Raw genomic sequence first — 20,873 nt, 5'->3', positions numbered from 1 at the left:
GCCTGTCTGCATGACGCCCGCGGCTTCCTGTCGATTGCGTCCATTTATTACGTCGGCCGGTCTCTCGGGTTGTCCCCCGCATCCGGCTGGCCCTCGGGCATGGCCAGGTATCTCACTCAGGCACACCGTATCGACGACACCCAGCGTCCGCGCATCCACCATCACCGCGTCCGCCATTCGGCGCAGGGGGTCGAAAGATCGTTGCTCCGCGGAACCTGACAACGCGCCCGAAATACTTACCCGTGCGGCGCCGTCGACGATGGCTACGAAATTTGAGGCGGATCCGGGGTTTGGGGCCGCTCAGCACGCCGTGCCGGTAACGGTCCACGGCCGCCCTGGGGCCGGAACGGGGGAATTCTCGGTCACTGCACCGCCGTTCGCATCCCCGTCAGCCCCTGGATTTCTACCATTGGTAGATTCTCTGCAGGATCTCATGCCGCGGGGCCTGGGCCGGTCCCGGATACGTCACCAGCACCGGAACGTCGTCGGGGCCGCGCCCCTCAACCAGATTGAAACCTTCCAACTTGCGGCTCGCTACCTGTGAAGAGTATTTCCGGAGGACCTGTTCGCAACGAATCAGGTCATCCTCGTCGCGGGCGGTCCATATGAGGTACTGGATGCCGATATTGCCCATGGGATGCTGTGCCCACTTTCCCATGGTGCGCAGGTACAACTGGTATCCGTCCGGGCTGACCAGCAATGCCACGGTATCGTCGTGGACTGTTACTTCCCACCTCAGCAGTTCCTGATAAAAGGCCAGAGAACGATCCAGCTCGGCCACGAACATCACAGCCGAGGCCAGTTGAAGCGGTTGATGCGGACCCTGTCCGGAAGCCTCGCCCCGGTCCGGAACACTCCTACCGGGTGCACCGGGTGCACCGGGTGCACCGGGTGCTCCTGAATCGTCAGACCCCATCCGGAAACCAGCCTTTCAAGAAAATGGAAAGACCGGGTTAGACACCGATCGAGGACTCTATCAGGCTAGCCGTCCCGCGAGTGCGCCGTAAAGGGACGTGGAGACACAAACCATACGGATGATTCCCGAGGTATCTTCAACTGCCGTGTCCTCAAGGATCGAGTCGATTTGAGCCTAGACGTTAATGTTCATTCCCTCGAGCACCCGGTGGTTCCTGAGCCAGAACGTGATGCATTCGGTCTGTCCTTGCCCTCCGTAAGAGCACTTCGTCGTCGCCCTCCAGCTCCACATGACCGGAGTATTCGATCCCAAATTCATCCTGTTCGCTGTAGAAGCACGGAACCTTGTCAGGTCGCGTCCAGACCAAGCATGGACCCGGCAAGCGACAGTCGGCTGGCTGAGTTGCGTCGGACCAGTGCTCGATGTGGGTGTGTTTGCCTAGCACGGGATGGAGTTGTAACGTGTGCAGCGCAGTAAATGTCCGGATCCCAAGGTAGCCAGCAGCACTTTGTCGTAGTCGACCGGTTTCCCCGATACACAAACTGACCTGCGGCTGGAAGGGTCGAATCCCGCGACCTTGGTGCTGGTGCGGAGTCCCACCTCCTGCCCGGCATAGCAGGCCTGCGGATGGACGCAGATGTCATCCTGTCGGATTTGCCCCGCAGGTGGTCCTCGGATAGCGGGACGCTGGCCGTTCCTGCTCCTTCCCAAACGGTATGAGGATGCGTCTTTCGAAGCCCTCCCCGCAACGCCTCAGCGGCTTTTGCAGCGCGCAGTCCGACGCGGGGAGGGCTCGGGGGTACGTAACATCTGCGTTGGCGGCAGACGGAGTCACCGGTAACGGGCAGACGAGTCCGCGATATTACGTGCGGGCAGAGGGGTCCCGGCGAGGAGTTTTGGGTACGGGTGCCGGGCTGTTGTCCAGTTTGGCGACCGTCAGCAGAACGGCCGAGTCCTCCAGCGCGTGGAGACTGTGGCGCGTGTCGGGAACGATGAGCAGGTCACCGGGACGACCCTCCCATGACACCTCGCCGGCACTCAGCCGCACCCGGCCAAGCAACACGTGCACCGTCGCTTCACCGGGATTCTCGTGTTCCGCCAGGGACGTACCCTGCACCAGCGCAATGACCGTCTGACGGAGCACGCGCTCATGGCCGCCGACAACGGTGTCAGCGGTGTGGCCCCCACCGGCTGCAGCCGCGCGCTCAAGCAGCTCACGGGCCAAAGCATCGAGTGAATGTTTGTGCATGTTTACACCTCAACCTGTCCGGTCCGTCAAGGACCTATACGAACGTGGAGGTCAGCAGCGTCAGCAGCGGGCCCATACGGAAGTCAGAGTGACCACGAATAGTGTCTTGTATGGGTCAATCTCCTGAACGCTCGCCCGCTGCATCGTTGACCCAACGTCTCCCTCCCAGCCGTTCGAGCCTGTCTCATGGTAGCCCCGCAGGTGGGCCGCTAAGAAGCAAACAACACCACGGAAGCCGACGGTGATGATTCCGAAAGCGGAGGCTGCTGCCGTTCATCACGAATCAGGATTTCGCCTTACGTAATGCGGACAACACATCCCCGTTGAGACGTGAGATCACGTCCAGCGGGATGCCTACCGGGCAGACGGCCGTGCATTCACCGATCTGGGTGCAGCCGCCGAAGCCTTCGGCGTCGTGCTGATTAACCATGGCCAGCGCCCGCGAGTTGCGCTCGATCTGGCCTTGGGGGAGCGCGCCGAGGTGTATTGCTTTCGCGCCCGTGAAGAGCATTGCAGACCCGTTGGGGCAGGCAGCAACACAGGCCCCGCAGCCGATGCAGGTGGCTGCGTCGAAGGACTTGTCCGCGTCCTCCTTGGGCACGAGTGTGGCTGCCGCGTCCGGCGCTGCCCCGGTGGGCGCGCTGATGTACCCGCCTGATTGGATGATCCGGTCGAAAGCACTGCGGTCGACGATGAGGTCCCTGAGGATGGGGAACGCCGGCGAACGCCAGGGCTCGACGTCGATGGTGTCGCCGTCGTGGAAATGGCGCATATACAGCTGGCAGGTAGCGGTGAGCATCTCGGGGCCGTGGGCAATGCCATTGATGACGAGGCTGCACATCCCGCAGATCCCTTCACGGCAGTCGTTGTCGAAGGCGACGGGTTCGCCGCCGGCCGCGGTGAGCTGTTCGTTGAGCACGTCGAGCATTTCCAGGAAGGACATATCGGGGGAGATCCCGTCGACACTGTAACGGACCATCTTGCCTGCGGCGTCCCTGTCATGCTGGCGCCAGATGCGCAAGGTGATGTTCATTTGTAGCTCCTCTGGGTCAACTCGACATTTTCGTATTCGAGGATTTCCTTATGCAGCGTGGGTGGTGCGTTGGCGCCGCCGAACTGCCAGGCGGCGACGTAGGCGAAGCTCTCGTCATCCCTGAGCGCCTCGCCGTCCTCGGTCTGGCTCTCGGAGCGGAAGTGGCTGCCGCACGATTCGCTCCGGTGGAAAGCGTCGATGCACATCAGTTCGGCCAGTTCGAAGAAGTCTGCGACGCGGCCGGCCCGCTCCAGGGTCTGGTTGAGTTCCTCGTTGACTCCGGTGACTTTGAGGTTCCTCCAGAACTCTTCCTTGAGGTCACGGATCAGGCCGATGGCATGCTGAAGGCCATCGGCGTTGCGTTCCATGCCACAGTGCTCCCACACGATGCTGCCAAGCTCCTGATGGAACGAATCAACGCTGCGGTCGCCGTTAATTGTCAGGAATCTGTTGATCCGTGCGCGCACCGCGTCTGCCGCTTTTACGGCTTCCGCATGGGAACCGCTGACAGCCTTGGTGCCCGGGTTTCTGGCGAAATAGTCGCTGATGGTGTTGGGCAGGATGAAGTAGCCGTCGGCCAGACCCTGCATCAGCGCGCTTGCACCGAGCCGGTTCGCGCCGTGGTCGGAGAAGTTGGCCTCGCCGACGACGAACAGCCCGGGGATGGAGCTCTCCAAGTCGTAGTCAACCCACAGCCCGCCCATCGTGTAATGCACAGCCGGATAGATCCGCATGGGTACCTGGTATGGGTCCTCGTCGGTGATTTTCCGGTACATGTCGAAGAGGTTGCCGTATTTTTCCTCAATCGCAGGCCGTCCCAGTCGGGTGATCGCGTCGGCGAAGTCGAGGTAAACCCCGCGTCCGCCCGGGCCGACCCCGCGCCCGGCGTCGCACTGGTTTTTGGCTGCCCGGGAGGCCACGTCCCTGGGGACGAGGTTCCCGAATGCCGGATACCGGCGCTCCAGGTAGTAGTCCCTCTCGCCGTCGGGAATTTCACGCGGATCGCGGTCGTCGCCCGCTTCCCTGGGCACCCAGATTCGCCCGTCGTTGCGCAGCGACTCGCTCATGAGCGTGAGCTTTGACTGGTGCTCCCCGCTGACCGGGATGCACGTGGGATGAATTTGGGTGAAACACGGATTGGCAAAGAGCGCCCCTTTGCGGTGGGCGCGCCAGATCGCCGTCGTATTGCATCCCACCGCGTTGGTTGACAGGTGATAAACGTTGGAGTATCCGCCGGTGGCCAGCACGACGGCGTCGGCCAGGTGGGTCTCGATCGTGCCGGACACCATGTCCCTGACAACAATGCCTCGGGCCTTGCCGTCGATGACAATCAGGTCGAGCATTTCATGTCGGGTATGCACTTCCACGGAGCCCGCGGCGACCTGGCGTTCGAGTGCCTGATACGCCCCTAGGAGCAACTGCTGGCCCGTTTGGCCGCGGGCGTAGAAGGTCCGCGAAACCTGCACCCCGCCGAACGAGCGCGTGTCCAGCAGGCCGCCGTAATCTCGGGCGAACGGTACGCCCTGGGCAACACACTGGTCGATGATTGCGGAGCTGACCTCCGCGAGCCGGTAGACATTCGACTCCCGCGAGCGGTAGTCACCGCCCTTGACAGTGTCATAGAAGAGACGACGGACGCTGTCGCCGTCGTTGCGATAGTTCTTCGCGGCGTTGATGCCGCCCTGGGCCGCGATGCTGTGCGCGCGGCGCGGGCTGTCCTGGTAGCAGAAACTCTTGATCTGGTAGCCGGCCTCTCCCAGGGTGGCTGCGGCCGAGGCGCCGGCCAGCCCGGTGCCGACAATGATCACCGAGAGACCGCGCCGATTTGCCGGGTTAATGAGTCTGGCACTGAAACGGCGCGCTTCCCAGCGTTCCTGAAGTGGTCCCGATTGTGCCTTGGTGTCCCGGATCGGGTCCCCGATGGTGAACAGTTCTGCCATTACCTCACCCACCCCACGAAAATCGCCAGCGGCGGGACCAGGAACCCCACCAGGATGACCACGGCGGCCAGGCTGGCCGCCTGGTTGAGTACGCGTCTGCGTGTCACGGAGGAGTTGGCGCCGAGGGAGGCGAACGCGCTCCACACCCCGTGGCGCAAATGGAAACCGAGCGCGACTAGCGCGATCAGATACGAGAGCACCACCCACCAGATCGAGAAGTCGTTGACCATGCGCTGATACGGGCTCGGTGACGGGCCGCCGGGTGCAATGTAGTCCGCGCTCAAATTGAGGATGTGGTAAATGACGAAAAGACCAATGAGCACCCCGCCCCAGCGCATCGTAAACGAGGCGTAGCTGCGCTGGACCCCGCGCCGGTTCTTCCTGGTCTCATAACGCCAGCCGCCCTTGCCAGCCGTAGCTGTCCGGGATCGAAGCCACAAGGTAAATGCCGCGTATATATGGATCACAACACTGAACAGCAGCACTACACGCACAATCCACAATGCACCCTCGCGGGGCAACAAAGGCTCGCCGATCTCACGCAGATACGCGGAGTAACCGTCAAACGCCTGCTGGCCTTCGAAAATCTTGAGGTTGCCGTACATATGGGCCAGCAGAAAAAGCACCATGATCAGACCGGAGACCGCCATCGCAGCGTGCAGCGTCACGGAAAACCGAAGCTTCGACCGCAAACCAGCTCCATCGCTAATTCCCATTGCATCACCCTAGAACCGATTCGGATAACACGCTAGACACCGACGGGACTCACCTGCAGTGCTCGCGGAGCGGGGCGCATGCCGAACGGAGCGCCCCTGCGGACAACGTCGAAGCACTGGATCATTTTGCGCAACTGCTCAAGAGCCTTGGCTACTACACCTCTACGCATCTGCCAGGGGAGGTAACTTTCGTTGGGGGACGGACCCCGATGGCCGCCGCGCCGTGATCGCGGACCCAACCCGTTGCAGCAGCCCCTTTTTGTTCTGGACGCGCGCCGCTACGGCTGATGGCCCCTCTTATCCGAGGGGAACCGAACGGTTTGCATTTCAGTATCCGGTGAACTCCTCCGTGCGGATGTCATCGTCGTCCACGCCCGCACCGTTAAGGAGGCTGCGCATGGCTTTGACCAGGCCTGCCGGGCCGCAAAGGTAATAGATCGGAGTGCTCAGATCCTCGACGTATCTGGAGATCATGTTCTGATCGATAACCCCGGTTTCTCCGTCCCAGGGCTGATGCGAATTTTCAGGTTCGGTCATGGTGGCAACGAAGGTGACGTTGACATTTGACTCGCCCAGGCTTTTCAGCTCGTCCAGGAAGGCTGCATCCTCGGGCCGCTTGTTGGAGGCGAACACAATGATCGTGTGCCCTGTCTGGTCATGGACCGACTGCAGGGCAATGCTTCGTACCGGTGTGATTCCGATCCCGCCGGTAAGGAAGACCGCGGACCTGGCGACCTTATTGTGCAAGGTAAACGATCCATAAGGGGCATCCAGCTCTAGCTCGGTCCCGATGGGCATGTCCTTGAGAACCCGCTTGAATGCGGTGTCCCGTATGCGCGTCGTGCACATTAGGTTGGGCTCATAGGGCGCGCTGGACAGCGAGAATCCGCGGGTATTTCCCTCCTGGTCGGTGTCCGGGGGGTCAATCAGCGTGTAGTCCGCGAATTGACCAGCCTTGTAGCTGAATCCGGCAGGCTTCTCGAACTCGAAGGCCATGGTTTGTTCGGCTACTTCTTCCTTCTTGACCAGTTTCGTTCTTGGCAGTGACACAGTGGAACCTCTTCCTTCGATTGCGTCTGATGAATGTGACTGGACCGACGGTAGCTTGCTGCTCTGCCCTACCTTCCGAAGAGGAGATTAGGGTATATCATTCCGCGAAAGCCGCCGCACTCCACTACCAGGAAGCGGACTTTGTTCTCGGTCGGACCGACGAGCAGGCTATCGACCTTTCCGATGCCCGCAGCCGGGTGGCCGGTGCCCGCCAGTGGTCCATCTCTTTGTTCATGGAACATCCCTGATCTTGGCGGCCCCACCCCTCTGTGAGGGAGGCCTGTGGCAGGCTCCGGGCCACACCATTAATCAATTTACCCCTGCGGACGGAGACCGGCCAGGGCAGGTCGACGTCGGCTCCGGGCCCTGTTAAACCCGCGGCCGTCATCCAGAGCTGAAGCTGGCCGATAAGCAGCGCGACGGGATCTTCGGCACCGCCGAGAAAATGATCCAGTGCCTCAAGTCCAGGAACACGCTGCGCTGGGTCGCCCCGGCCCGCGGCGCCTCCGTGGGCACGGATGCCCGCCGCCGGTTCAACCCGCACGACTTCGCCGCCTCCCAGGAGACGATCTAGCCTCCCAGGAGACGATCTACATCCTCTCCAAGGAAGGTGCCGGCTCCGCCGCCCGCTCACCACCGCCCTGACCGTGGCCATCGCAGAAGCCATGGAGGAACGGGCCGAGCGCAGCGGCGGACGCCTGCCCAAACCTGCACTGTTCGCCCTCGATGAGCTGGCCAACGCCGTCCGCTGGGCCGGGCTACCGGATCAGTTCAGCCACTACGGTTCCAAGGGCCTGATCGTCATGGCCATCCTGCAGTCCTGGTCCCAGGGCGTCGAGCTTTGGGGGGAGGCGAACATGCGGAAAATCTGGTCCGCCGCGAACGTCAAGGTGTACGGCGGCGGCGTCGCCGAAGAAGGCTTCCTCCGGGCACTCTCGGACCTCATCGGGGACTATAGCTACACCAACATCTCGATCTCCTCTGGCAAAACCGGCTCCAGCCGCTCCCGGCAGGAAGCCAAGGAACGCATCTTCGACGTCTCCAACCTCGCCGAACTCGACCGCGGCCGCGCCGTCGTCCTCGCCTCCGAGGCACCGGCCACCCTCGTCCGGACAATGCCTTGGTACACCGGTCCCCACAAGGAAGCCGTGGAAACGTCCATCAAGACCCACAGCCCCCGATTCGAGGAACCGGCCCGACCCGTAGCAGCCGAGTCGGTGGCTAACCCCTGGGTCACGACGTAGGAGGCTCTGTGATGGACAGCAGTATCGGGCGATTCAGCACAGCCACCGTCAACTCAGAGGCACCTGCCGAGAGGCCGGCGGAAGAGCAGAAGCCGCCGGAACTGGTCTATGGCTCGGCCGAGGAGTTCCTGCACGAACAGCTGCTGCCGACCTACGTCCGCGACGTCGATGGCCGCGCCGCCAAATGGTGCCTCGAATGGTACTTCCACCCCGAGGCACTCTCCCGTGTGGAAGCCCTGTGGCGGGCCTGGGAACACCTCAGACTCAACGGAGCCACCGGCATCAGCGTCTGGTGGTGCGACCACGCAGACCACCACATGAACGTGCTCCTGGACCCCCGCGGACCGTTCTACAAATGCGACATGCAAAAACACCGCGACCCCGACCACCTCGAACCGAAGAAAGCCCCGGAAGGCTGGTTCCCTGACGTGAGCCTGCAGTCTTGAGATCCAGACCCCCATTAAGTATGACCCCTACCTTGCCCGCGCGGAGTCGGCCGTGGAGCGCCCGGTCCGCTGGCTCGCCGGCTACGCCGGAACGCACCTTGCACCCGCCGGAACGGACAGCGTCGAGGTCCGCATCCCGGCGAAGGCCTTCGGGCATTACGACGGCGGGTGGCAGTTCGAGCAGGGCACGTTCCGCCTGCTGATAGGCCGGCATGTGGCTGACGACTTCCAGGTACTGGAAATCGAACTGCGCTAAGCCTCGCTCAACGCAGGCTACTGCCGGGCCGGATCCGATTGCTTCGGGCCCAGCCCGGCTTCTTTGTAGTACCCCTCAACGTGGACGGCGACAGTCCTCACTCTTTCTTGAGTGCTGAACGACCCAGAAGGAGAAGCGGCAGCCACTCCGGGTAAGGCAGTCTTGGAAAACGACAGCTTTCCAAGACACCCTCCCGGACCTTGGCCTGGGCAAAGGGAAAGTGGAAGGACCGGGCACCCTCGTGTCTTGCAAACGCGTCTTACCATAAACCGTCTCAGCGAGAGCGCCGCGGGGTCTTTTTGGGTCAGGATGGTCTGGTGAGACTCTCGGCTATACGCGCGTCAGTACTTCAGACCAGGACACCCAGCTACAGCTGGCCGCGCTGATCGCCGCCGGCGTGGAAAAACGCAACGTCTTCGCCGATGTTGTCGCAGGTCAGGGTGCCTTTGGCGCCCTGACCGTGCACAAATCAGCTTTTTATGGGCCCTTCGGGGCCGTTTTTGTTGGTGGCCTTCGGTGTGGCCGGGTGCCTCTTTCCTTCGGTTGGGCGGTAGGTCTGTGTTCTTGCTCTTTCATGGTGCGGTCGTGGCTCGGCTACATGATGTGGTTGTGGTCTGGGGTCGCCGTGGCTAGAGCATGACGGCGGGGGTCAGGGGCAGGACTGTGAGGACGATCGCGGCCGCGTACGCCGAGGTCAGGGACCCTGCGCCAGCGATGCCGGTGCCAAGGTCCAAGGCGATGCGGGTCAGCAACCCCGAGGGCAGAAGCTCCGTGGTGACACTCGTGAAGCCGCACAGGCTCAAAACCACCAAGGGCAACAAGGAAGAACGGGTGCCCGTGGGCGGGGTGTCTGTAGTGGTCACCATGGGAGGATCCAAAAGATTGCTGAGACGCTGTTCCGTTTGAGACGTGTTTAGCCCTGGTTGAAGGCGGCGTCGAAGCTGGTTTGCGAGGGCGGGAAGTCGAACTTCTTGAGGGCCGCGAGGGCTTCGGGGGCGCCGTGGAGGCGGTCCATGCCCGCGTCTTCCCATTCCACGGAGATCGGTCCGTTGTAGCCGATCGCGGTGAGGGCCCGGAAACTCGATTCCCAGGGCACGTCGCCGCGTCCGGCGGAGACGAAGTCCCAGCCGCGGCGGGGGTCGCCCCAGGGCAGGTGGGAGCCCATGACGGTGTTGCGGCCGGTGGGGCGGAGCTTGGTGTCCTTGCAGTCCACGTGGTAGATCCGGTCCTTGAAGTCCCAGATGAAGGAGACGGGGTCGATGCCTTGCCACATGAAGTGCGAGGGGGCCCAGTTCAGCCCGAACGCTTGGCGGTGCCCGATCGCTTCCAGGGTGCGGACGGTGGTCCAGTAGTCGTAGGCGATCTCGGACGGGTGGACTTCGTGGGCGAAGCGGACCCCGTTCTCGTCGAAGACGTCCAGGATGGGGTTCCAGCGGTCGGCGAAGTCCTGGTAGCCGGCGTCGATGACTTTTTCGGGGACGGGCGGGAACATGGCGACGTACTGCCAGATGGAGGAGCCGGTGAATCCGACGACGGTGTCCACGCCGAGGGCGCGGGCGAGGCGGGCGGTGTGTTTCATTTCCTCGGCGGCGCGTTGGCGGACGCCTTCGGGGTTCCCGTCGCCCCAGACCTTGGCCCCGACGATCCCTTGGTGGCGGAAGTCGATCGGGTCATCGCGGACGGCCTGGCCCTTGAGGTGGTTGGAGATGGCCCAGACCTTCAGGTTGTATTTGTCCAGGGTGGCGAGTTTGTTCTCGACGTATCCGGGTTCGTCCCAGCGCCAGGCGTCCAGGTGGTCGCCCGAGACGGCGATTTCCAGGCCGTCATAGCCCCAGCCGGAGGCCAGCTTGGCGACTTCCTCGAAGGGCAGGTCGGCCCACTGGCCGGTGAACAAGGTATACGGGCGGGGCATGGGTTCTCCTAGCAAAGATTTTCGGGGGAGTGGATTTAGCTGTCCACTGACGAGCTATCCGCGATCGGCGCGGTGGACCCGTGCTCTCGGGCGTGGTCCTCACAGACTGCGAACAGGTCCAACATTGTGTCTGACATTTCATCCTGCCGGTCGCGCGGTGATCTCCTCGTTTGACCGGGGCCACAGTGCCCCGCGGCCGACTATCTGATCCAATCGAACCCACGAAGCCAGATATTGGGCGAACCTGCCAACCGACGGAGCGGGTCAGGCTTGGTCGGTGGGCATGATCCAGAGTTCGGCGATGGAGGCGTGGCGGGGTCGGGTGACCATGTAGGCGACGCCGTCGGCGATGTCCGTGGGGGCGAGGACTTCGGTCTGTTCGTAGAACGGGGTCGTCATCCCGCTCTGGATCTCGGGTGTGTTGTGCGATGCCAGTTCGGTGTCGACGCAGCCCGGTTCCAGGACGCCGACGCGGACGTGCCGCCGGGTGACTTCCTGGCGGAGGGATTCGGTGAAGCCGTTGATGCCGAATTTGGTCAGGTTGTAGACGCCGTAGCCGTCCCAGGCCACGCGGCCGGCGATCGAGCTGATGTTCACGATGTCGGCGACTTGCCGCGGGCTGTCTTCTGCGGCTTTGAGCAGGTGCGGCAGGGCGGCGTGGGTGGTGTGCAGCAGGCCCCGGACGTTGACCGAGATCATGCGGTCCCAGTCTTCGGGGTCCGCGCCGAGGACCGGGCCCAGGAGCATGAGGCCTGCGTTGTTGACCAGGATTTCCAGTTGTCCGAACCGTTCGATGGTCTTCTCGACGGCGGCTTGGGCCTGGGCGCGGTCGGTGATGTCGGCTTCGATGACAAGGGCGGTGCCGCCGTCGTTCTCGATGTCGGTAGCGAGGGTTTCGAGGCGGTCCCGTCGTCGGGCCACGAGTGCGACGGACGCGCCGAGTGCGGCGAGTTCCCGTGCGGTCGCGGCGCCGATGCCGCTGCTGGCCCCGGTGATAAGGGCGGTAGTGTTCGAAAGTTTCGGTGCCATCAGTGGTGATCTCCTCCGGCTTAGTGCCGGTTCTCGGGCGGACGACAGCGGGGCCTGCCGCCGTCGTCCGCTTGGGTTTGGTCTTAGGCGTCGTCGTGGGCGAGGTTGCTGGAGAGTTCGCGGTGGGCTCCGGCTTGGTCCTGGAGGGCCTTGGCGCGCTGTTGGAAGGTTTCCACGGCGTCGGCGCCGGCGGCGAAGCGCAGAGGTGGCTGCTCCAGTTCGGCGAGTTGGATGAGGGCGTCGGCGAGTTTGGCGGGGTCGCCGCCCTGCAGGCCGTTCATGCCCTTCCACGCCGTTACCGTCTGTGCGGTGCGTTCGGCGTAGTCGGCAATGGTGGATTCGGCGTAGCTTGTGGATTCTGGGGTGAGCAGTTCGGTGCGGAAGAACCCTGGTTCGACGAGCATGGTGCGGATCCCGAAAGGTGCGATTTCGGGTGCCAGGGATTCGGCCCAGCCCTCGAGGCCGAACTTGGATGCGGCGTATGCGGTCAGGAATTCCCCGCCAGCGATGCCAGCGGTCGAGGAGATCGTGATGACCAGTCCCGAGTGCTGGGCGCGCAGGACCGGCAGGGTGGCCCGGGTGACGTTCATGGGCCCGAACATGGTGGTTTCGATCTGTGCCCGGAAGTCTTCCGGGGTGATTTCTTCGAAGAATCCGGCGTAGAAGTTGCCGGCGTTGTTGACGAGCACGTCGATCCTGCCGAAGCGCTCGACGGCGGCCCGCACGGCCGCTTCGGCCGCGGCGGGGTCGGTGACGTCCAGCTTGACGGCCAGAAGGTCCTCGTTCTCGCCGACGGCCCGGGTGACTTTTTCCGGGTCGCGGCCGGTGGCGACGACCGCGTGGCCGGTGGCCAGGGCCGCCTTCGCGATGTCGGTGCCCATTCCGCGGCCCGCTCCGGTGATGAACCAGACTTTTTTGTCGGTCATTTCTTCCTGCTGTGCCGTGCTGGTTTGTTCGAGGCTGGTTTTCTGTTCAGTCATGGTTCTGTCTTTCCCTGGATATGTGTTCCTGGCTGCGCGGGGGAGCGCATGTCGGGGGTGGTGGTTCCGCCGGCGGGGCCGCCAGCGGTGGTTGTTTCGGGAGGCGATGCCGCCCAGCTGGCGAGGAACGCCAGCGCGTTTCCGGACGCGGAGCCGGGCTCCGCGGTAAAGGTGAACAGGGTCTGCCCCTCATCACCGGGAAGGTCCAGCGTCTCGAACTGCAAGGACAAGTCCCCGGCGACCGGATGATGGAAGCGCTTGGTCCCGGCGGTGTGGATCCGGACGTCGTGCCCGGCCCACAGGCCCGCGAACAGCGCGCTGCGGGTGGTCAGTTCTCCGACCAGCTCGTTCAGGGCCCGATCGTCGGGGTTCCGCCCCGATTCCAGGCGCAGCATGGCAACCGCGGTGGCCGCGACGGCTGGCCAGTCCGGGTAGAAGTCACCAGCGCCTGGATCCAGGAAAAGATAGCGCGCCTGGTTCGGCAGCCGGTCGTGCGTCCGTGGCACTGCCTGCCCGGCGGGGTGGAGTTGTGCAGCTGAGTTGAACTGTGCGGCGGAGCTGAATACGGGCCCGTACAGCGCGCGTCCCAGCAGGTTCGCGGCCAGCACGTCTGAACGGCCGTTCTGCACGAGGGCGACCACCCCGGTCATCCCGTCCAGCAGGCGCAGCACCCCGGGACGGACCCGTTGCTGGGCTGGCCGGCGTGGAGTCCGGCGCGGCGGCGCGGTGGCCGTCCTTGCCAGGTCCATCAGGTGCGCCCGCTCGGCCACGTCCAACTGAAGGGCCGACGAGACGGCCTCGAGCACGGCGTCAGAGACGCCGCGGATACTGCCGCGTTCTAGCCGGGTGTAGTAATCCGTGCTCACTCCTGCGAGATGCGCCACTTCCTCGCGGCGCAGCCCCGGCACCCGGCGCAGGTTTCTGTATGTGGGGATGCCGGCCTGTTCCGGGGTGATCTTCGCCCGACGCGAGATCAGGAATTCACGGATTTCGTCTCGTCTGTCCACATCCACCACGCTACGCAGCCCCGGCGGCTGGTGGCAGTGTCCATCAGACACCCCCAAGCTGGCCCGGATTTCCGGACTTTACACCTTGTCAGTGAGCCTTCGACCCCTTTGGTTCGCAGCGGCTCCGGGCGTCCAGAGATCCAGCGCGCTGTTCGGCGTTGGCGCCGGCTCGGGGACGGAGGGGGTTCAGTCAGTACCTCCCAGCTTCCTTGGGTGAGGTATTTACTGGTATCGGACTCCTACGGAAAGGACAAGACAATGACTACTTGGCTCATTACGGGATGCTCGACGGGTATTGGCCGCGCTCTGGCGGAGGCTGTTATCGGGGCTGGACATAACGTTGTCGCGACGGCGCGTGACCGTGAAAAGGTCGCGGACCTCGCGGAGGGCAACGATCGGGTTCTGGCCGTGGCGCTTGATGTCACGGACCAGGCGCAGGTGAGGTCCGCAGTCGCAGAGGCCGAGAAGACGTTCGGGGGCGTGGACGTCCTGATCAACAATGCCGGTTATGGCTATCGCGCCGCTGTCGAGGAGGGCGATGAGGCGGACATCCGTCTGCTGTTCGACACCCACTTCTTCGGATCGGTCGCGATGATCAAGGCGGTGCTGCCCGGCATGCGTGCCCGCCGCAGCGGGGCCATCGTGAATTTCTCCTCAATCGCGGCGACGTACACCCCGGTCGGTTCCGGCTATTACGCGGCCGTCAAGGCCGCCATCGAGGGTATGACGGGCTCGCTCCGGGGTGAGTTGGAGCCGCTGGGCATTTCCGTGACGGTCGTTGAACCGGGCGGCTTTGCCACTGACTTCGCGGGCAGGTCCCTCACCCAGTCGAGGACTGTCATCGCTGACTACGCCGCGACTGCCGGGACTCGGCGCATCGAGACCGTCGTGAACTCTCCCGCCAAGGGCGATCCGGCCAGGGCCGCGCAGGCGATTATTCGTGCTGTCGAGGCCGAGGACACTCCGGCTTTTCTCTTGCTGGGCAGCGACGCGTTCGAGGCGTACCAGAAGATCGTGAAGGCCCGGCTCGACTCGACCTCCAAGTGGGAGGCCTTCAGCCGCAGCACCGACTTCGACGCCTGAGAACCTTAGAAACGGGGTTATCCTGGGACGGGCACTCCCGGTGCCCGTTGAACGCGCCCTTTCGGCCAGCACGAGCGGGAGCATCCACGCGGTAGGCGCACCTCGGCACCTCGGGGGTTACCACCACTTGGCTCGCGACAGGCGGCGTTAGGTGCGGTAGGAGGGGTTCAAGTGATGGCCCGGAAGTCCCGATGAGCAGTCGGTGTTGGGAGTTCGAAGGCCAGAAAATGGGGTGTGCACAATGTGCACACGCTGGCCGTCGAACTCGGCCGTACCGCGGCCGGACGGGCTCGTACTCGGCATGTTTTCGGGAGTTCCCTGTGTTTTCAAGGCCCCGAATGCGGTTCGAGTCCCACCTCGGGCACAGCATTCCTCCTCGTCAGAGGGGGTTTTTGCTTTAACGTGTGTACAAAGCTTGTGATGGCGTCCCTCTGGCGCTAGCGTCGCGGGCTGGTGCCTGGCCGCCGCGGTGGCCTATGAAGGTGTGTGGGTGACGGGTTCAGGGCGCTAGCTGGTGGGCCTTCCGCTTGCTCTGGGGTGGGGTTATGCGGTTCCTCGTTCCGGTTCTGTCTGGTTGGTCGTGGATGACCAACACCAGTTCATGGTTCAGGGTTCCGGGTACGACATGATGAAAGCGACTTTGACGCCGAAGCTTCTTGGAAAGCCGCTCCCGGTCGTCAGTGGGAGCGGTGCGTGTCCGCTTTGTCCTGCCAAAGGGGGTGTGGACAGTGTCCACACTTAAGTCTGATTTATGGAAGTGCCGATAGTGGTCCGCCGCTGGTCTTCGACGTAAGTGCCTCCAATGCAGGTGCGGGCTCGGAGCTACGGAGCGACATAAGAGACTGCCTTGGGTTTTGGTGACTTCTTCGTCTAGGGAGCGGATGCTCCTTGAAGGCTTCTGGGAGGTCCATGGCTTGCCCGAGCATTACTCTGACGACGACGACGGCAGGCTGCGCGGCGACGCCTCCGGCGGGCTGCCGGGCGTTGCCGGGATCGGCGAAAAGACGGCGTCGTCGTTGATGTGGTGGTTTGGCGGAGGTGCTTTTGGATGCGCAGTGGGCTTGTGTCGAGGAGTTGATACCCGTTGCCCCGTGGGCGGGATTGTGAGGCAGCCTCGAAGTGATCCTGTCGGCGGGGCGACGGCGGGCGGCAGTGAAGGAGCACGGCATGGGGCGCACCTCCTCCGCCGCTCCGGACTCACCAGAGCAAGCCCAAGAGCCATCGACTCCGATGCCTTCGGGCCGCTCACGGCCGAACTCCGCCGAGCCGAAGCCAACCACCACGACCCCGAAACGCTGGTACCGCGTCTCGTCCAGGCACGGGGCTTCGACGATGCAGACGACATCGCCGCCGCCGTCCATCACCGAGTAGCGGCTGCCACGGCCAGGCCCGCAGGTTCCAACCGGCACCAGGCAAGCCCACGTCTGATTGCCGGACTCGTCCCCGAAGGCGCCGGTCCCATGGCAGAGGAAATGCACCGGGCACTCACCGAGCGCCAGGAGCTGATCGAAGCCCGCGCAACCGCACTTCTCGACCAAGCTCTCCACAACGAAGAGGACTGGCTACGTGCCCTCGGCACGCCACCCCAAGAAACACGTGCAGCGGCCATCTGGCGACAACTCGCCCTAACCGTCGTCGCCAACCGAGACCGGTACGGGATCACAGGACCCACCCCGCTCGGAACGCCGGCGGAGAACGATGCCCAGAAGATCGACGCAGCCCGCGCCCGCACAGCCATCAACCGGGCTGGCAGGCTCACTCAGCTGACCGAAGCGTTGCCGCAGGAGCACGTCGGGCGAATGCCAGTTGAAAAATCCTTCTGAGGCCCCTCGGCCTTCCAAAGCGCTGCCCTGAGTCGTAAAGTGACGAACGAGGCGTTCTATTTCGCTGACGCTCGTCGCGGCAGCACGGCCCCGCCCTTCGCGTGCAGGCCCTTTCAAGTTCTCATCGCCGAACACCTGAAAGGGCAATGCCATGCTCCGCCTTATCTGGACCGCCAGCATCCATGTCCGGAGTCTTCTGCGACGCTACACACCTAGCAACGTCCTCCTTGAGGCGATCCGCACGCGTCGAGGACTGAAGTGGGGCGTGCCGGCGATGCTGCTTGCCATCCCGTACCTGCTAATCGCTCGAACGTGCTCGGAACTTCTCGCTGCGGGGGTGCGCCTGGATGGCTCAACCTCGTCATCCTGCTCTGCCTCTGGAACGCCCTCAAATTGCTCGGAATGGGGCCAGTCAGCGTGGTGCTCCTTCTGAGAGCCACCCGGCACAAATTGCTCCGTCGCCCGCGGTTTGGAAACGGACGACAAGATGCCTAGTCGATGCCTTGCTGGAATCGTTGAGTTGAACGTTGGAGCGACTCGAACCAGACGTTTTGATCAAGGGAGACCTGAAAATCCGTCTCGCCTGGTTTGGCCAGTCCCCCCAGAACGGAAGCCCGTCTTAGGTTCCGAACCAGTGGTTATCGCTGGCAACGTCGGCCAGCGGTATCACACGTGAGCCGGCCTGGGTGTCCAGACGATCTGCAGCTACCTGAACGAGATCGGCTGGCCAAGGTTCGGGCTCCTCTAAAATTGCTTTGGCCATCGAGATCGTCATGGTGGCGAGATACGCCGGGTTTGCCCAACCGCTCGTCGACAGGGAGCGCCGTGCGTGTCGGAAGTTGTCGAGTTTCAGTTTTCGCTTCGTTCGAGAAGCGCTGACGGCAGCGCGCGCGTCCGCGGCTCCGGCCAGAAACACATCGGCGAGGTCGGCCTCAAGATACGAAGGGATCCGTTCGCGCGTTGAATCTGTCCCGATTATCCATACGAGCCAAAGCACTCGCCCGGAGAAATCTACGCGGTGAAGACGGAGAGGTTCTTGCAGATCGAGAGTACGATGGCGATGCGATAAGGCGTATCGGCGCAAAGCACGTTCCACAGTTTGGAACTGCTTCGCATCAAGTCGGCGCACGGCTTCATCGAGATCGGATGCGATTGCAACGATCACAGAAGCGCGCGCATTCTCGAATGTGGCGATGACGGCGAGCATCAGTGCACGTCCGCTTGAAGCAGCAACAATCGTTGCTCGCCACCACTCAGTATCAGCCTTGTGGGCCCGATATTCGGCTTCGTCATGTGCTGCGCTGGCGAGTGCTGGCGATTTTGAACGTACGGACATCGACGCGAGGTCAACTGTGGCGGGCGCTTTCGACACCGCCCGCCGCAATACCCACCCGTCATCCCAAGTCGCCGCGATGGCACTCAAGTATTGCTCCCAGTCAAGCGCAGCAGATGACCCAGGGGCAGCCCCAATAGTCTTTGCTGCCTGACCAGTCGCCAGAGCTGTTGTGGATCGCGGAACCGCGGAATCGCTGGAATAGCCAGCCGAGCGTCCGTCGAGTATCGCTACGGCGCACGAAGACAGCACACCGAGGTCAGATTGGATTGCGGGTACCTCAAGGGTTTCCGCGGCGCCGTCATTGAGATCGGTGAACACCATCTGAACAATGCGCTGTTCGTGCCCATCGTAGCCGCCGATACAGAGGAGCGCAGACCGGGAACAGGTCGGCAAGTCCACGTTCGACAGAGCCGCTGCGAGTTGTTCAGACTGCTCTGGGGTGAGCTGGGCAAACGCCCCAAGTTTTCCGGCGCCTTCAAGCCAGGTCACGGTTGGGGCAAATCGCTCCCACCACCAGTCCGATAGGTTGTCAGTAGGCAGAGAATGGGCGACAAGGCTTCGGATGATCGCATCACGACAGGCGGGGCTCGAATCGTTGTCGAGACGTGATTTGAGGTGTTCAACGGCCTGTGCTCGACCGGCGCGCTCGCTGAGCCGGAGGGGACTGCCCGAGGAATCGAGCGCTCCATCCTCGGCAAGGACTACCCCGGGACCGCTAAGTATGAAGTCTACAACACCCCGAATTTCGTCGTTCGTAAGGCCGTCGTAGATCCGATCGTTGAGAATCGTCACAGCCATTGCTCGCACGAGTGGCCGCGGTGAGACCTTCTTCTCGACGCTCAGAAAGTTGCCGACCAGCGCCCGAACTTCACCTCTCGTGAGCATGCCGACGAAGAAGCGGCACACGTTCGCCCAGTAGGGGCGTTCGAGCAGCGCGTTCAGGCCGTCGTCACGTGAGTTTCCGTTGCCTTTCGGTGTGAGGTTCTCGAAGATGTGCAGTGCCGCGAAATACTCACGCAGCGATTGGACTTCGAACTCGAATGCATCGTCGCGCTCGACAAGACAGAGCACCCGATCTGTGATTGCGGAATACAGTTCCTCGGCGAGTTCCTGTTCTTTAGGCTGCCCGGCGAGGTAGGTGCGCAACAGACGGCGAAGTTCTTCGCGGGTAATGGACCCGGAACTCTGCCCTTGCTCTGCCTTGGTCTGAAGATACCAGCCAAGATAGGCATGAGTGTCTTCGACGACTCGCCGCTGATCAGCAAGAAGAGGCTCTTTATCCTCCGTCTGTTCACGGTCTAGAAATGTCTTGAGGTACTCGGCGTATAGCTCGGTTCGTTGCTGGGGGAGAAGCTGACGTCGGTAGAGCAGGTGCAGCAGGATGGCGAGTTGCATCGGGTAGGACGCGAGCTCGCTGACGTGTGGCACATGCTGGCTATCCATGAATGTGGACTGGAGCCGGGCAGCGGCGTCCTCCGAAAGCTGAGAGACTTCGACCCACTGGCGTAAGTATTGCAGGCGCAGACCCTGCGTCAGTCGCTGAAGGCGGAGAATTGGAAAGACCCCGGAAGACACTAAGGGTTGCAGAGACGTTCCGGGCCGGGTCGCGACCAGAATGACAAGGTCCGCGGAGTCTGGGCTGAGTCGTCCGCGCATCCGGACGATCTCATCGACTACTTTTGCGCGAATGGTGAGACTTGCGACTTCGTCGAGGCCGTCCAAAGCGAACAAGACGGGTTCGGTTGAAAGCAATAGCACCAGATCCTGCGGTGTGAAGTCGTTGGCCCCGATGTGCCGTTTGATGTCGTCGACAATGTATTCTTCGAAACTCCGCCAGTTGCTGTCATTGTGCTTTGAAGGTTGGGGACTTCTTCGGTTCTTGCCTCGCTGCGACTGCGGCCGTTCCGCCCATTGGGCGTATTTGCGTAGGTCAATTCTCACGGGGAAACGCGCTACGGTGGTCGCGCGCGCCGGTTCGGATTGTCCCGCTGCGTACCCGCTCAGGCCAAGTCGGCGGGCCCTGTGGAACTGGCATACATACTGCAACACGGTGGACTTGCCCTGGCCGGGCCCTCCAATCAGAACCGCATTTCCGGCCCAATCGGGGTGCAAAAGAGCTTGCGTCGCCCCAGTGATGATGAGGCCGGATGAGCGTTCTAACTCGTCGGTGTCGCCGGGAGCGTCCTTGGCAATCTGCGCCAGCAGCCCTGCCAGTTCGGATCCATCTTGCTTGCAGCCGACTGGAACGTCTACGAACATCGCCTCGACCGAAGGGCCGCGCAGTTCGGCTTGCTGAAACTGCACGGTGTTCTCTGCTGCATAACGATCGCCGAGGTAGGCCCTCAAGGTCGTCCGTAACTCCTCCCGCCGAGCTTGGTTGCTCTCGTGATTGGCCTTCATCTTGAGCAAGTCCTTGACAGGAAAATCTTGTCCGTAGTTCGCGTCGATCATCGAGTGGTGCGTCGGGCACATCAGCATGAGGTTTTCGTACCCGTCGACGTCGGCATAGCCTGCGTCGTACCGCGGCCCGCCGGGGCTCTGGGCTCGGATGTGGGCCTCCTCACCGAGAACAATCACTTTGGCGGTGCCCGAGGCCGATGTGTCAGCATCAAAAGTGAGTTCCTGAATGCAGGTGGGGAAGGCGCACTCGTTGTGGGCACGTGTCCATAGGGCCTTGCGTGTGGTCGCGCTGATGCCCATTTTGCTCCTGACGTTCGAAGTTCACCGCCATTCTTCCAGCTGTCACTGACAAAGACCGCTTGGACAGTTCAGACACGATGCTGAGGAGTGGGGCGGGTGGTGCGTGGCACCCCGGTACGACGCAGAACCGTCAGACGAAGCCGACACAGCCAA

General features: G+C 62.8%; 18 protein-coding genes. 6 read left to right on the top strand and 12 right to left on the bottom strand.

Annotated elements, in window-relative coordinates; genetic code table 11:
• Positions 1-403: 403 nt before the first annotated feature.
• The 6 genes from E1809_RS02120 to E1809_RS02095 all read right to left on the bottom strand — a co-directional run bounded on the left by E1809_RS02120 (position 404) and on the right by E1809_RS02095 (position 6,904).
• Entirely contained in the window at positions 404-790 is a 387-nt protein-coding gene (locus E1809_RS02120) for a hypothetical protein (protein ID WP_374102642.1), read from the bottom strand.
• Between the two features lie 988 nt (positions 791-1,778).
• Entirely contained in the window at positions 1,779-2,165 is a 387-nt protein-coding gene (locus E1809_RS02115) for a cupin domain-containing protein (protein WP_133202589.1), read from the bottom strand.
• A 283-nt stretch (positions 2,166-2,448) separates the two neighbouring features.
• On the bottom strand, positions 2,449-3,198 hold the full coding sequence (locus E1809_RS02110) for a succinate dehydrogenase/fumarate reductase iron-sulfur subunit (RefSeq protein ID WP_133202588.1): 750 nt from the start codon (positions 3,196-3,198) through the stop codon (positions 2,449-2,451).
• On the bottom strand, positions 3,195-5,138 hold the full coding sequence (locus tag E1809_RS02105) for a fumarate reductase/succinate dehydrogenase flavoprotein subunit (protein WP_133202587.1): 1,944 nt from the start codon (positions 5,136-5,138) through the stop codon (positions 3,195-3,197). Before E1809_RS02105 ends, E1809_RS02110 begins: the two co-directional genes overlap by 4 nt.
• Positions 5,138-5,854 (bottom strand): succinate dehydrogenase cytochrome b subunit, encoded by a 717-nt coding sequence (locus E1809_RS02100; RefSeq protein ID WP_205754070.1) that lies wholly within the window; start codon positions 5,852-5,854, stop codon positions 5,138-5,140. The genes E1809_RS02105 and E1809_RS02100 overlap by 1 nt, the downstream gene beginning before the upstream one ends.
• Before the next feature lie 327 nt (positions 5,855-6,181).
• Entirely contained in the window at positions 6,182-6,904 is a 723-nt protein-coding gene (locus E1809_RS02095) for an FAD-dependent oxidoreductase (protein WP_133202586.1), read from the bottom strand.
• A 445-nt stretch (positions 6,905-7,349) separates the two neighbouring features.
• Between E1809_RS02095 and E1809_RS27675 the strand changes: the two genes are divergently transcribed.
• The 4 genes from E1809_RS27675 (at position 7,350) to E1809_RS02080 (ending at position 8,850) form a co-directional block, all read left to right on the top strand.
• The gene (locus E1809_RS27675; protein ID WP_268908654.1) at positions 7,350-7,478 is read left to right on the top strand and encodes a hypothetical protein; all 129 of its coding nucleotides are present in this window, start codon (positions 7,350-7,352) and stop codon (positions 7,476-7,478) included.
• A 73-nt stretch (positions 7,479-7,551) separates the two neighbouring features.
• On the top strand, positions 7,552-8,148 hold the full coding sequence (locus E1809_RS02090; RefSeq protein ID WP_235835391.1) for a type IV secretory system conjugative DNA transfer family protein: 597 nt from the start codon (positions 7,552-7,554) through the stop codon (positions 8,146-8,148).
• Between the two features lie 11 nt (positions 8,149-8,159).
• On the top strand, positions 8,160-8,594 hold the full coding sequence (locus E1809_RS02085) for a DUF4913 domain-containing protein (protein ID WP_133202585.1): 435 nt from the start codon (positions 8,160-8,162) through the stop codon (positions 8,592-8,594).
• 1 nt (position 8,595) lies between these two features.
• Positions 8,596-8,850 carry a fibronectin type III-like domain-contianing protein gene (locus E1809_RS02080; protein WP_328591588.1) on the top strand — a complete coding sequence of 85 codons (255 nt, stop codon included), beginning with the start codon at positions 8,596-8,598 and terminating at the stop codon, positions 8,848-8,850.
• A gap of 629 nt (positions 8,851-9,479) precedes the next feature.
• On the opposite strand, the gene E1809_RS02070 is transcribed toward E1809_RS02080, so the two are convergent.
• The 5 genes from E1809_RS02070 to E1809_RS02050 form a co-directional block, all read right to left on the bottom strand.
• Positions 9,480-9,716 carry a hypothetical protein gene (locus E1809_RS02070; protein ID WP_133202584.1) on the bottom strand — a complete coding sequence of 79 codons (237 nt, stop codon included), beginning with the start codon at positions 9,714-9,716 and terminating at the stop codon, positions 9,480-9,482.
• 47 nt (positions 9,717-9,763) lie between these two features.
• A complete protein-coding gene (locus E1809_RS02065) occupies positions 9,764-10,762 on the bottom strand; it encodes a sugar phosphate isomerase/epimerase family protein (protein WP_133202583.1) in 999 nt (332 codons plus the stop codon).
• A 264-nt stretch (positions 10,763-11,026) separates the two neighbouring features.
• The gene (locus E1809_RS02060; RefSeq protein WP_133202582.1) at positions 11,027-11,791 is read right to left on the bottom strand and encodes an SDR family NAD(P)-dependent oxidoreductase; all 765 of its coding nucleotides are present in this window, start codon (positions 11,789-11,791) and stop codon (positions 11,027-11,029) included.
• Between the two features lie 83 nt (positions 11,792-11,874).
• Positions 11,875-12,771 carry an SDR family oxidoreductase gene (locus E1809_RS02055; protein WP_235835389.1) on the bottom strand — a complete coding sequence of 299 codons (897 nt, stop codon included), beginning with the start codon at positions 12,769-12,771 and terminating at the stop codon, positions 11,875-11,877.
• Positions 12,768-13,778 (bottom strand): helix-turn-helix transcriptional regulator, encoded by a 1,011-nt coding sequence (locus E1809_RS02050; protein ID WP_133202581.1) that lies wholly within the window; start codon positions 13,776-13,778, stop codon positions 12,768-12,770. The genes E1809_RS02055 and E1809_RS02050 overlap by 4 nt, the downstream gene beginning before the upstream one ends.
• A gap of 258 nt (positions 13,779-14,036) precedes the next feature.
• On the opposite strand from E1809_RS02050, the gene E1809_RS02045 reads away from it, so the two are divergent.
• Together E1809_RS02045 and E1809_RS27855 are read left to right on the top strand one after the other, a co-directional pair.
• Complete coding sequence (locus E1809_RS02045; RefSeq protein ID WP_133202580.1) at positions 14,037-14,861, top strand: oxidoreductase; 825 nt, start codon at positions 14,037-14,039, stop codon at positions 14,859-14,861.
• A gap of 857 nt (positions 14,862-15,718) precedes the next feature.
• Positions 15,719-16,684 carry a hypothetical protein gene (locus E1809_RS27855; protein ID WP_308166762.1) on the top strand — a complete coding sequence of 322 codons (966 nt, stop codon included), beginning with the start codon at positions 15,719-15,721 and terminating at the stop codon, positions 16,682-16,684.
• 619 nt (positions 16,685-17,303) lie between these two features.
• Here E1809_RS27855 and E1809_RS02030 read toward each other — a convergent pair.
• Positions 17,304-20,720, bottom strand: coding sequence for an NACHT domain-containing protein (locus E1809_RS02030; protein ID WP_133202579.1), 3,417 nt, complete (start codon positions 20,718-20,720; stop codon positions 17,304-17,306).
• Positions 20,721-20,873: the final 153 nt, after the last annotated feature.

Source organism: Arthrobacter terricola (assembly GCF_004354015.1).
Taxonomy (GTDB): Bacteria; Actinomycetota; Actinomycetes; order Actinomycetales; family Micrococcaceae; genus Arthrobacter; species Arthrobacter terricola.
The sequence above is the reverse complement of the archived record's forward strand: the minus strand, read 5'-3'. Positions and strand labels throughout refer to the sequence as shown.

What these genes read in the sequence shown, in the direction of transcription:
- E1809_RS02105 (WP_133202587.1), bottom strand. Translation starts at nt 5,138, where the DNA reads ATGGCAGAACTGTTCACCATCGGGGACCCGATCCGGGACACCAAGGCA.
- E1809_RS02100 (WP_205754070.1), bottom strand. Translation starts at nt 5,854, where the DNA reads ATGGGAATTAGCGATGGAGCTGGTTTGCGGTCGAAGCTTCGGTTTTCC.
- E1809_RS02070 (WP_133202584.1), bottom strand. Translation starts at nt 9,716, where the DNA reads ATGGTGACCACTACAGACACCCCGCCCACGGGCACCCGTTCTTCCTTG.
- E1809_RS02065 (WP_133202583.1), bottom strand. Translation starts at nt 10,762, where the DNA reads ATGCCCCGCCCGTATACCTTGTTCACCGGCCAGTGGGCCGACCTGCCC.
- E1809_RS02045 (WP_133202580.1), top strand. Translation starts at nt 14,037, where the DNA reads ATGACTACTTGGCTCATTACGGGATGCTCGACGGGTATTGGCCGCGCT.
- E1809_RS27675 (WP_268908654.1), top strand. Translation starts at nt 7,350, where the DNA reads ATGATCCAGTGCCTCAAGTCCAGGAACACGCTGCGCTGGGTCGCCCCG.
- E1809_RS02060 (WP_133202582.1), bottom strand. Translation starts at nt 11,791, where the DNA reads ATGGCACCGAAACTTTCGAACACTACCGCCCTTATCACCGGGGCCAGC.
- E1809_RS02115 (WP_133202589.1), bottom strand. Translation starts at nt 2,165, where the DNA reads ATGCACAAACATTCACTCGATGCTTTGGCCCGTGAGCTGCTTGAGCGC.
- E1809_RS02055 (WP_235835389.1), bottom strand. Translation starts at nt 12,771, where the DNA reads ATGACTGAACAGAAAACCAGCCTCGAACAAACCAGCACGGCACAGCAG.
- E1809_RS02085 (WP_133202585.1), top strand. Translation starts at nt 8,160, where the DNA reads ATGGACAGCAGTATCGGGCGATTCAGCACAGCCACCGTCAACTCAGAG.
- E1809_RS02110 (WP_133202588.1), bottom strand. Translation starts at nt 3,198, where the DNA reads ATGAACATCACCTTGCGCATCTGGCGCCAGCATGACAGGGACGCCGCA.
- E1809_RS02030 (WP_133202579.1), bottom strand. Translation starts at nt 20,720, where the DNA reads ATGGGCATCAGCGCGACCACACGCAAGGCCCTATGGACACGTGCCCAC.